7 protein-coding genes and 2 pseudogenes are annotated in these 12013 nt (G+C 59.0%); 5 read left to right on the top strand and 4 right to left on the bottom strand.

Annotated elements, in window-relative coordinates:
- Positions 1-867 precede the first annotated feature (867 nt).
- Both WN73_RS16400 and WN73_RS44680 read left to right on the top strand, forming a co-directional pair.
- Positions 868-1200: a hypothetical protein gene (locus WN73_RS16400; protein WP_271553786.1), complete on the top strand. Its 333-nt coding sequence runs from the start codon at positions 868-870 to the stop codon at positions 1198-1200.
- A gap of 2101 nt (positions 1201-3301) precedes the next feature.
- Entirely contained in the window at positions 3302-3721 is a 420-nt protein-coding gene (locus WN73_RS44680; protein ID WP_097668532.1) for a DUF7694 domain-containing protein, read from the top strand.
- A 1038-nt stretch (positions 3722-4759) separates the two neighbouring features.
- Here the strand turns inward: WN73_RS44680 and WN73_RS16395 are convergent.
- The 4 genes and pseudogenes from WN73_RS16395 to WN73_RS16380 all read right to left on the bottom strand — a co-directional run.
- Positions 4760-5059, bottom strand: coding sequence for a hypothetical protein (locus tag WN73_RS16395; protein WP_271553784.1), 300 nt, complete (start codon positions 5057-5059; stop codon positions 4760-4762).
- Between the two features lie 16 nt (positions 5060-5075).
- The gene (locus tag WN73_RS16390) at positions 5076-7442 is read right to left on the bottom strand and encodes an LPS-assembly protein LptD (protein WP_430649828.1); all 2367 of its coding nucleotides are present in this window, start codon (positions 7440-7442) and stop codon (positions 5076-5078) included.
- A 938-nt stretch (positions 7443-8380) separates the two neighbouring features.
- Positions 8381-9250 carry a hypothetical protein gene (locus tag WN73_RS16385; protein ID WP_245448764.1) on the bottom strand — a complete coding sequence of 290 codons (870 nt, stop codon included), beginning with the start codon at positions 9248-9250 and terminating at the stop codon, positions 8381-8383.
- Between the two features lie 916 nt (positions 9251-10166).
- Positions 10167-10322: pseudogene (locus tag WN73_RS16380) on the bottom strand (transposase domain-containing protein); the annotation flags it as partial.
- Positions 10323-10403: 81 nt separating this feature from the next.
- Between WN73_RS16380 and tnpA the strand changes: the two are divergent.
- The 3 genes and pseudogenes from tnpA to WN73_RS16365 all read left to right on the top strand — a co-directional run.
- Positions 10404-10805 carry an IS66-like element accessory protein TnpA gene (gene tnpA / locus WN73_RS16375; protein ID WP_271553780.1) on the top strand — a complete coding sequence of 134 codons (402 nt, stop codon included), beginning with the start codon at positions 10404-10406 and terminating at the stop codon, positions 10803-10805.
- Complete coding sequence (gene tnpB, locus WN73_RS16370) at positions 10802-11149, top strand: IS66 family insertion sequence element accessory protein TnpB (RefSeq protein ID WP_271553779.1); 348 nt, start codon at positions 10802-10804, stop codon at positions 11147-11149. The genes tnpA and tnpB overlap by 4 nt, the downstream gene beginning before the upstream one ends.
- 46 nt (positions 11150-11195) lie before the next feature.
- Positions 11196-11954 (top strand): annotated as a pseudogene (locus tag WN73_RS16365) (IS66 family transposase zinc-finger binding domain-containing protein); the annotation flags it as partial.
- Positions 11955-12013: the final 59 nt, after the last annotated feature.

Below are 12013 nucleotides of genomic sequence, written 5' to 3'. Positions count from 1 at the left end.
GCGCAACATGACCTGTCAACCGGGGGGAAACAGGCCGGAACTGCTTAAGCGCGGTGCCGCAAGCTCGTTCTTCCACTTTTGCGGTCTTGACTGTACGGTGCTGGTCATCGGTCCGGCACGACAGAAACGACACCTGCCGAAGTGGCGGAGCCAGCCGAAGAGGGGAAGTACTGGCGGCTGAACTGGTCCAGCAAGGGATCATTTTGGAGCTTCCGGTCGATTGTGCGGTCGGTGCCTGCCTGGAGTCGCGAGGCATTGCTTGGGCGTGACAGGTGCTTAGGTACTCTGGCTCAGCGTACCCGCCAGCCGACTAATGACCCCGTAGCCGGCGCGAGGGGCCCGGGCCAGTTATCGCGAGGCAGAGAGATCAGGCAAAAGCCAGGTGCGCTCAAGGCATTGTTGATGATGCATTCGATTGTGCAGAGCGAACCATGATGGCGCGCGCCGAGACTATCTTTGGTGTAATCGCGCGCCTGTGTTCCACGTTATGTGAAGACGTGGGTGGGGTATCTGGGATGGAGAATTCGTCTTGCGTCAGTTCCGGTGAGGCTACGGTGGTGGGAGCGCCTGCCGTGCAGATCTCGAAACGCGCGATTCGTCCAGCTGCGACAGGAACACCTCCGATGAAGCGCGGACAAGCGGGCATCTGGAGGATCTTGTGGTCTTATGCGGTCGTGGCAGGTGAGTTTAGATGTTTGAGACATTTGCAATTCTCATGACCTGTCAGGAAGCGTCTGGATTGTCAGAGGTCGTTCCCACGTGTCCAGGATCGTACAATCTAACGCTAAGTGCGATTCAAGCCCCTTCGTGCGTCCGATCGTCTGAAGATGTTGGAGCTGTGCAATCTTCGTACGAGCTTCGGCTGCAATGCGCACTTTGGCGTTTCTGAATAGCGGCTTTGCAGGGCGACTGTCCGCTTCGGCAGCCGGGCAACGAGCGTCGCTGTTACGTTATTATACGGAGGGCCCGTGTCGCATTTCTTTGATCTACGAATTGCATGCTCTCGGCATGAATCCGAAAAGTAAACTCTACCAGCCCGACCACTGGCGAGGCCGTGCGGAAGCAACGCGAAAGAAGGCGGAAGCGCTCGCCGACGGCAAACCGAGAGACAGGCTGCTTAAGATTGCCATGGAATATGACAAGCTGGCTCTCCGTGCCCAGGTGTGGCAGACGCGCAGCGGCGAGGATGATGTGGCCTGAGCAAGAGCTGTAAAGCGTCGCTGCGGTTCCATAAAAACGCCCCGGCCTGTTGATCGCTACCCGATCCAATAAAATGTCGCTCAGCAGGCGAGTCAGTGCGCTTGCACGGGACGTTGAGGCGGCACCGTAGGGCGAGGCATCCCGACGGTCCTTTGCCGCAACACGTAAGTGAGAAGGCGGAGGAGGCAGCCTGCCTAACGGTCACTTCAGTCTACTCGTTTAGTCAGCTTCTCGAAAGCTAATCCTCTTATCATGAAGATGCCGAACCTAGACCTCCGCCTGCAGTCAATGCGTCGCGCTGAACGTAGAAGGCCGGATGCCATCCTCGCGTGGCCGTGTTGAGCTGTTACAGGTCAGTGTTTGGCACTTCATCGCCGCTGCAATCCACGCGGGCAAGCTGGCCGCATATCAGTTTCGCCAATTCGAGACATCTGCGTCATGCCTCAATATTTCGTTTGCGTTGGTCGGAGGTGCGGATTTTATATCCAGGTAGCCGCGCCAAGTCTGGGCTTGACCAAGTCTGTGAAGAGGTCTCCACGTCCGATTGATGGTGTGCATACGTTGCGGCCGCGGCATGTGAGGGGCGTCGGAAAGCCCCTCGCGCCTTTGCCAGCCGCGAGATTATTTCAGAAGAACGCTGCGATGATCCAGTAGATACCAGCCCAAAGCAGCGCATTTATGAGGAGTGCGGCCAGAGGCCACAGGTTCCACCTCCTCTGCGCCTGCCAGGAGCGACAATCGGCGCCATAATGGTTGATCGTTGAGTGCTTTGGTGCGCGCCAATGTGTCATTTCATCACCTGCCGCGCTGGTCCGCGGAAAAAGTCCAGGCCTTACATGCCTCGTATCACTCATAAGTTCGCAGTCCTCTTTCAAAGCGCGAGTATCAGAATCCCTGTTTGTTGCGCGGCTAGCATCCGGCCGATGACATGCTCGCGCATCGTCGGTACAGGGAGGTCGCGTTCCGTCACCACAGCAACCTACATGCCACGACGGAGGAGTGCCTGCACGGCTTTGATGCAAAAAAGCAAGCGCGCTATCGGCGTTGGCGACACGGAGTCGCCGCCCGTTGTCGGATTCGCGACGTCGACGTCTGAAAGACAACGCCCGTATTAGCGGCAAAAAGGTGAGCGCTTCGCGTGCGCGATACCGGAAACAATGCGTTAGGAGTTGCATCGTAGTGACGCGGGAAGATCGGCCGCCGGTCGCATTTGCAGTCAATGAGATCGATTAATCATTGTTCCTGATCGCCGACTTACAAGGAGCACCGAGATGGTAGGCGATCCGCTGGCTGTTATCGGCTCGAAGTCAGTTCATGCCAGGCGTCCGCGGCTCTGGTGTGAGCCGGTTCGATTTGACCCCCATACAACTCAATCGTGGTCACATAGATGGCTCAATGGCACTGTTTCAGACTCGGCGAGAAAGCAGCGAATGATCAAGTACGACCTCACGAAGCAGCAACATCGCCGCGAAGCGTCACCTGGTGCCGCACTGGTTTGAGAACCATCATGGAATTTAGATGCAAAAGGCCATTATTGAGAGCATTGCCATGATGACGAGCGATTCCTTGAGGGCGAGGCGATGAGCCAAGAGCCGCCGATTTCATGGACTTAAGCAAGTCGCCATGAGACATGAATTAGCAGGGGCACGAACGCTTGCTGGACGCACGAAAGCTCGATGGCGGATATTACAATTGCTGGTGCGGGAGCTCTGTTCGGCGATGTGCGGCCAGCACCGGCGGGCATGGATGACAAGATGCTTCGCATGAGAGGCTTGATGACGGAGTTGTCCCGTGAGCGAACCCCGTCGGGCCACCATGAGCGGGAATGTGCGATCTGCGGGCTTATTCGCCATCGCGCAGAAGCTGCGCGGCTCGTAGTCAGGCAATCAGCGAGCTTCGAGAGCGTTCGTCAGCCACGATGCCAGCGTTAGAAAACTAATAACAGGAGAAGAGTGACGATGGACATCTGCAGCTTTATCGGCAGATGGTTCGCTGAAGAGCGATGTAGCAACGCCGCGCAGAGGACCCAGCCGGTTAATGAGTTGCGAGACAACGTCATCTACGTCGAGTTCAAGGCCATCCGAGAGGCAAAGGAGGGGGCGTGCGAGCGCAGATCATAGAGAAGTTGGAGGCCGGCCGCGTGCAAAACGGCCAGTTCGCTACCGTTCCGGGATCAGGCCCTTGCGGTCTGTTCTTTGTGCAGGGGCCTTGCGGGTGTGAACTCAAGATAAGTGGATTTGTCCGTCCTGGCTGGGAACATGTCGCTGTCTCGACGCCGCGGCGTTGTCCGAATTGGGAGGAGATGTGCTTTGTCAAAGACCTGTTCTGGGATGAAGAGGAGTGCGTCATGCAGCTGCATCCGCCACATTCGCAGTATGTGAATAACAGCCGATACTGCCTGCACCTGTGGAGACCCACTCATCGGGGCATCCCAATGCCGCCGCCGAGCTTTGTAGGCATCGTTGGGCTAGGGCCATCGGAAGCGGCAATGTTGTTCGCGCGGATGAGCGCGACAGCATGATGAGCTGAGTAAACGATATCGGAGCGAAAGATGAGGCTAGTGGATGCAGAAGAACTGGTTCGGCGCCACCGGAATGAGGCGTCACAAGCGGATATATATGTCAAGACCGATCGCCTGAAGGAGCCCGCTGACAGTGCACTAATCCGGTTCAAGAGATGTCTCGTACGCGCTTGGACCAGTTATTGTCGGGAGAACGATAGATTGGAGTTAGGATCTTGGCGGCATTGAAACCAGTGTTTGCGGAATCGTGATGAACGCCGGCTCGGCAGCAACAACAAAGTCTCACCTGGCCGACGACGGGTCACAAGGCAATCACTGGACGATCCGACGACGCGAATTGCGCACTCTTTGGAGCGAAAAGCATGTTCCTACCAAACGGCATAACGCGAATTTGTAGAACTGATGGCAAGGTTTGAACTGGCAGGGAATTGAAGTGGACCCTTTGCTGAGGACCACCGGGTCCGGTTCTTAAGTGGAGCTGCTGCCGTTCGTTCTTCCCATACGCTACTCTTGCGTGCCGCTGTTGTGGCTGCGGGATGTGGGCAACGCGCAGCGCTGTCCAAGCTTCTCGCTTGCGGGAAGCGACATATCCACAGCCTCTTCGCCGAATGCGCCGGTTACAGCGGTCCGCCAGACCGCCATCGGCGCGCAGTTTTCCAGGCGCCTGATGCCTCCTCGATGTCTTGGTTCGTGCATGCAGGATTGTCGTATGCCGTTACGGAGCTGTTGGATATAAGTTGATGCGCCAAACGCACGCGCGCACGAGAGATCATCGAACCCGGCAATCCGATCGAACCGAGACACGACGCCGTCGGGCTCCGCTGGGTGCGGAGCGCCGCCGCCGCTCAATCCGAAGCCCGCCAATGCACAAAATCGATTCCGACAGGGGAAGCAAAATGACCTGATTATGTCTCTTGACGTGAGATTGCTCATACAAATCGCGCTCGACTGTCATTGTCCGATCTTGGCTTGCAGCTACTCGCGTTCGCGCGCTTCCTCGCTCTCGCGCCCGACACCCGCGTCAAACGCTCCGGCCGCCTAGTCCAGCAGGTGCTTCTTCCATGCGTAGATCTGGTTCGGGTGAACCTCATAGCGCTGGGCCAGAACGGCCGCCGTCGCCTGCTCCAGCACCGCTTCCAATGCGCGGCCCTTAACTTCGCCCCTGGTCCCAAAACCGGGATCCATTTCAGTCTCAGCGGTCCCTCGGATAAGCGACATGGATGAAGTGGACAAGTTCTGCGCGTTCGTTGAACTCGAGCTTTCCCAGCACAGCCGTGACCGCTGCCCGCCATCGCGCGCCTCGGTCGTGGTGGTGACGTCGCCCGACGTGACCCGCATCCGCACTATCCGTGCCTCAGAAGCCGATTGCGATCGTCCCGAATGTTCGTAGACCTATACTTAGCATGTAGGTTTCATTCAAGACGGGGGGCACGCCGCCTACTGTAAAATTGTAGGATTTCAGATAGTTCAATCCCAGCACCAAGCAATCGTCGACATAGCCGGCGCCGACCACGTATTGGTTGATCTTGTTGGCTTCGAGGTCCCAGCGGGCGGAGCCCTGCATGAGCCAGTTGGAGGCGACTTTCACCGATGCGGAGGTGAGAATGCCTTCGCGTCGCGTCAGGTAGCCGAGCTCCGGCTGCGGCGCGTAATTGCCGTACATCATGCTGAGCGACCAGCGGTCGAAATTGGCGCGGCCTTCAGCCTCGAAGCGCTGGACGTTCCAGGTTTTCTCGTCGAACCGGCCGCGGACACTGAAGGTGTAGGTTCGGTTCGGGGAGTAGTCGACGCTCGCGACATAGTCGGATCGCGGCTTGTCGAGACCTGAATCGAGGCCAGTATTGGTGGAATCCCGGACGGCGAAGGAGTTCATGCCAAACAGCTGGTAGGACTGCCCGAACAGCACCTTGACGGCGCCGCCCCTGTCGAACTGGGTGGTGGCCTGCACGCCGACATTGGCCCGGCCGCCGCCTTCGACGCGATCGTAGCCGGAGAACTTGTCGACGCTGAACAGTTTCGACGTTTCGAATACAAAGCTTTGCGCGTCCTCGTTCGGAAGCTTGCCGGCATAGGTCTCGTTCGGACGGATGATGACCTGCGCGATCGGCTCGATGGTGGTCGAGCCCCAGGGCTGAACGTTGATGAAGGGATAGCGGTATTCGAGGCCGACGGTCGGCATCAGGCGGAACGCCTGGGTGTCGCCGACGGGCAGGAAGTTCGACACGCCCGGCTGGTTCGAGACGTCGGCGTTGATCGCGTCAGCGCGCAGGATCGCGAAGGGCGTCCAGATCTCGCCGAACGGATCGGTGTAGGACTTGCGCCATTGCGCCTCCGCCGACAAGCGGGTGTAGGTGCCGGGGAAGCCGCGCAACAGGCACTGCGAAGGCGTGCGCGCGAGCGGATCGGCCGACGCCGTCGTGCACAGGCTGTTGGTGTTGGCGAGCGTCGTGATCGGATCGAACACGGCGGTATCACGCGACAGGTTCACGAAATTGGTCTTGTAGGAGACCTCGCCGCCGAAGATCGGATAGTTGAGCACGTTCGAGTAGTCGATCACGGGATAGATGACCGGAACCTGCTGCTGGTTACCCGAGAAGCTCAGGAAGTACATCGTGCGGGCATCGAAGAAGCTGCGATTGCCGACGCCGGTCAGATAGAGCTGCGAGATGGCTTCCGTCGGCAGATTCAGGAACGATCCAAGCGGATCGCGATACGCCGCCAGGCGATAGTCCGACATGAAATAGTAATCGGACAGCAGAACGCCGTCCCAGCCCCACACCCATTTGTCATTCAGTGCGAACTGGCCCTTGGTCTCGACGCCGCCACGGATCTGGCGGTCGCCGGGCTGGCCGGGGAAATTGCCGCGATTAAGCTGATGGATCCCGTAGGCGCGGATCTGGTAAGCGCCGTCCAGCAGGCGCTGGCGGAATTCGGTCTGCAATAGCACGCCCTGCTTGGAGGTGATGCGCGGGTTGAAGGTCGCGTCCATATCGGGCGCGATCGCCCAGTAGAACGGGACTTCGATGCCGTAGCCGAACGCCGTATAGGAGGTGAAGCCCGGCATCAGGAAGCCGGTCTTGCGCTTCACGGTCGGGTCGGGTGTCGAGAAATAGGGCATGTAGGCGAGCGGAACGCCGATGAATTCGAGCTGCGCCGTCTCGAAATACAGCATCTTCTCCTGCTGGTCGTGGATGATGCGGGCACCCTTGACCTGCCAGAGCGGCGGCTTCTTCGGATCGTCCCTGCAGGGTGCGCAGGCCGTGTAGACGCCGTTCTCGAACACGGTGTAGTTGCCGCTGGAGCGGTCGGCGCGGGTCGCAGCCATCCGCGTCTGGTCGGCGGTGTCGACCCGGAGCGAATCAACGAAGCCATCGCGATAGTCGTCGGACAGATCCAGAATCTCGGCATAGGTGATCTTACCCTCCGTATCCGTCATGCGGGTGTTGCCCTCGGCATGCAGCCGCTTGGTCTTCTGGTCGTAGATGACCTTGTCGGCCTCGAAGCTGGTGCCGTTGTAGAACAGCTGCACGTTGCCGACCGCCGAGATCCGCGAATTGTTGTAATCGTAGACGACCTCGGTCGCCTGAACCAGCATCTGGTTGTCGTTGGCGACCTTCGGCGGCTTCGGACGCGGCGGCAGCGGATTGTAGGTGAAGCTCTGGGCGGAGGCCTTAACGACGGGGCCGAAACCAGTCGCGATGACAAGGGCTATGGCAAGCAAGCAGTGGCAGACTAGCGACGTGAAGAGCCACGGATCGCGCCCCGGCGCGACCGCAATCAGTTTGTGACGATGCGCAGCCACAGCCACTAACCTTTCCGTCGGGTCAGCAAGGCCAACAATCTGATAAAGCGGCCAACCAGTACTGGCGGCCAGACGGAAGTCACCAGATGCATGAACGCACATTTTCTTGACGTCCAGATGCAACTAGCCACAACCAGTGAACACAAAGATGGTGAACACGGTACCTCAACTGCATGGGAAGGCTCAGACCGAAGCCGCAAATAACGCAACCGGCCAGAGCCCAATGCTGTGTTCTGCTCCCCGTTTGCGGATTGGCACCAGGGCTTCACTGCTGGCCCAAAGTCGGCCCAGCCGGCCTGCCGCCGGCTAGAAGCGCAATGGTGGTGGCTACTCAAAGAAGAACTCCAAATCGCATCATGCACTCTGTCCAATACCGAGCGCCTGCGCAAACGAAGCAAGCTGCATGCCGCTCGAAGATAGAGCCTCAAGCGGGTTCGTTCATGGGACGTGCGTCCGGTTGTCGACATTGGTCCGAACCAGACAATCGAGCCCTTGGCAGGGTATCGGTAGTTGGTGAAACGCACGATTTCATTAGTGCGTGTAAGCGGTCGTCAGCCCAGATGGCGATTGATGAGGGCGCGCCGCCTGTGTTCGATGAGGGACCAGATCGTCGATCGTCGACGCCCAAGTTATGAAGACTGCCTGCCAGTTGTCTGCTAACCCGCACCCCGACGCGCCCACACGATTATCAAGCGACGGCATGCACCGCACTTTTCAATTCGGCACGCTTCACGGCCAGAGGGCGGGTGCTCGACGACATGGAATGGCTGGGCGACGAGCATATCGGGCGGATTACGCTCAATCCGGATCTGGCGACCCGGACTCGTTCGTGGAGTTCGCGAAGCCCACGTGCTGCGCTACACTATCGCTCCCCTTCCATTATTATTTCCGAGCAGGCAACCGCCCATAATGCCATTTGTTGCATTAGCAGCCCAGTTGTTCGCGAACAAATCATCGACATCCTTGCTCGGGAGTCCCCCGCCGGGATTCGCCGCTTGTTGAACAAAGGCTTGCGCCAGCGAGTGCCGAAACGCAGAGATGCTTTCCGCATCCGTGGGCGAGATCGCGCAGACCAAAGCTTTACTGTCGGCATCCATAAAGACCTTTGGACCAAAAGCAGTACCGCTCGGGTTTAACGCCATGATCAACGTGAAGCTAATTGTGACCCCGGCTGAGGTCGTAAAACTATGAGGTGCCAAAGAGACTGGCCTCTGCATCAGCATCGGACCGGCAGGCGCCTCCGCACGGTGAGCCGGACTATTCTGCCGGAACGATCCTGCAAGCGCGAACGACGCCACTCGGCACCCTTTGTCTGCTCTCCTCTTTAGAACGTCTTCGTCGGGACAATATGACGGCTCGTCACTGCTCAGCGTCATCGATCGACAGCGCAGACGGGAGGGCGCTGGAAGAATCACAGGAGCCGATACAGCGTTGCACGGTGCCTTCGCATTAGCCCCATTGACGCTGAACAGATCCGCACCCCCCTCAAAGATCTTTCTTCGTGCGGGCTGGTTGTCACCGAAAAGAAGGAGAGCGCGGCATTCCGACTGAAAATTATCAACAAGTAGCATAGAAGAAACAATCAGCATCCCGGCGCAATCACTCCGATAGCCGGGGTGTTTTTCGATGGCTCCGCGAATGCTCGCCACCAGCAAAAGCAAGGCCGCGAGCACGCTCACGAAGTACAAAAACACCAACCTGGTGAACTCAATCGATACGGTCCTCATCAAAGAGGTTCCTTCACCCCAATGTTATGGGCCATCACGTGCGAACCGATGTCCGCGTTGGCACTGAGTTCTGATGCCACATTCGTGCCAAAGGCCACTGTTGTTCGCGGAAGCTTGTCACTTGCGTTCGCCGACCGACGCCTGGGTATAAACCCCTTGCTGAGCAGAGCGACAATCTCGATGTCCATAAGAACAAATGGCCGTCGGCATCACGTCTGATACGTCCGACGCGATATGAGGGCGGAGGCGCCAAGCCAACGCGACCTTATCGCTTGAGCCTAGTGTTTTGTTGCCTCAGAGCAAGCTGACGACCACGGCGCTCGTGGCGACACGCAAGAAGGCAACCTTCAGCTTCACCCACTCTGTGACAGCGATCCGAGATCTTCGTAGATGAACCAAGCATGGACGTGCCGATGAAAATCGCAGCTTGCTCTGCGTCTTCTACGAATGTTTGTAGCGTCGACAATCAGACATTGTTTCAGAGCTGACAATCGACGCTGTTAGAGTCTGACAGCACGCTGCGCAAGAAGGGGTGGCATCCCGGTCCATAGTCTATATCTCGTCATCAGGACTTTAGAGATGATCAGAGTTACGGCTGTGACGCTATGTAACCGTCCACGCAGCCTCACTGATCGTCAGACCTGCCTGCGGTCGTAATCATGTCCCCCCCATACTCACAGGCAGTGGCGGGCTCGCCGCCCGCTCGGTTGGGTGTCGCCGGGCGTTGAATACCCTCAATTGTGGGCTTCGAAATTCCCTAGCTGGCATCCCAGCATCAAGGGGCCGCGGCGCGTTGGCCTCACTTTCAATCCGCCCTTTAATTGCGGGTAGGTACGCATACGACGAAGACGACGAAGACCGCCTGATTGACGCATGCGCGCGGGCGTGGCGAGCTCTATGATGGGCTGCGCGAAGGTCAGGCGACCTGCTGATCGGTGGCCTTGTCGGCTTGGCGCAGGAACTTCCATTCCCAGGGCAGCAGCACGCGCAGACGCGATGGGGGAAGATCGGCGATACGGGCCAGGACGTCGGCGAGCCAGCCCTTGGGATCGACGTCGTTGAGACGAGCAGATCCGTATTCCTCCGTTGAGGGCCGCCTTGTTTGATGGACGCGAACGCTGCAGGTCCTAGGAGTAATCCTAGGAGAAGCGCTATGACGATTTCGCGGGCAGAGGTTATCACATCGGTCGAGCGGCGGCGCCGGTGGTCGCAGGATGAGAAGGAACGGCTTGTTGCAGCATCGCTCGAGCCCGGAGCCAGTGTTTCCGAGGTGGCTCGCATGGCCGGCCTTCATGTAAGCCAGCTGTTCAGGTGGCGCAAAGAGCTTTGCAAGCACGGTGAAGCGAGCATAGCGCCGTTCGTGCCGGTCGAGATTGGGCCGTCTGCGCCGTCGCGGGAGGTGGCCGAAGCGCCATTGACGAGGACGGCGGCGCGTCGACGGAAGAGCCAGGGCATCATCGAGATTGATCTTGGTAGCGGGCACCGCATCCGGGTCGATGGCGACGTTGATGGAGACGCGCTACGTCGCGTTCTCGATGCTCTGGTACGCCGATGATCCCGGTTCCGACGGGCGCGCGAGTGTGGCTGGCGACAGGCTACACGGACATGCGCCGAGGCTTTCCGTCGTTGGCACTCCAAGTGCAGGAGTTGCTGCGCAAGGACCCGCTTAGCGGTCATCTGTTCGTGTTCCGCGGTCGCCGAAGCGATCTTGTGAAGGTGATCTGGCACGATGGCCAGGGAGCATGCCTGTTCACCAAAAGACTCGAGAGAGGAAGGTTCATCTGGCCATCGGTTGCGGGCGAAGCGGTGACGATCTCACCGGCGCAGATGAGCTATCTGTTGTCCGGAATCGATTGGCGAAACCCTCAAGAAACGCTGCGACCAACGCGGGTCGGATAGCCGTTTTACGGTTTGAATCTGCAACGAGATCTGATTCAATGGCTTCATGATATCGAAGCCGGACGACCTTCCATTGGACCTCGTGAGTGCCCTGGCGGCGCTGCAGGCCGAGCGTGAGGCGCGGCTGCAAGCCGAGGCGGTAGCTGCCAGTGCGCGGGCCGAGCTGTCGGCCAACGAGGCGCTGATCGTGCACCTTGAGCTGCGGATCGAGAAGCTCAAGCGCGAACTGTACGGGCAGCGCTCCGAGCGCACGGCGCGGCTGATCGAGCAATTGGAATTGGAGCTCGAAGAACTCGTCACCACGGCGAGCGAGGATGAGCTTGCCGCACGTACCGCCGCGGCGAAAACCCAGGCCGTGCGCGCCTTCACACGCAAGCGGCCAGTGCGCAAGCCGTGGCCGGACGACATCGAACGCGAGCGCGTGGTTATCGAGGCCCCGACGAGCTGTGCATGCTGCGGCGGATCGCGCCTGGCGAAGCTGGGCGAGGATGTGACCGAGACGCTGGAGGAGATCCCGCGCCGGTTCAAGCTGATCGAGACGGTGCGGGAAAAGTTCACCTGCCGCGATTGCGAGAAGATCAGCCAGCCGCCGGCACCGTTCCATGTCACGCCGCGCGGCTTCATCGGTCCGCAATTGCTGGCGACAATCCTGTTCGACAAGTTCGGCATGCATATCCCGCTCAACCGCCAGAGTGTGCGCTTTAGGGCCGAGAGGATCGACCTCCCGTTGTCGACGCTGGCCGACCAGGTCGGCCACGGGACCTTCGCCGTCATGCCGCTGTTCCAACTGATCGAGCGGCATGTGTGTAAAAGAAGGGACTTGAGCTGACAGTGAGTGCTTTGTCGCGGCAGGTGTCCGACAAA

This window comes from Bradyrhizobium sp. CCBAU 45394, assembly GCF_028128655.1.
Lineage (GTDB): Bacteria > Pseudomonadota > Alphaproteobacteria > Rhizobiales > Xanthobacteraceae > Bradyrhizobium > Bradyrhizobium diazoefficiens.
This window is presented reverse-complemented; position numbering and strand designations above follow the sequence as displayed.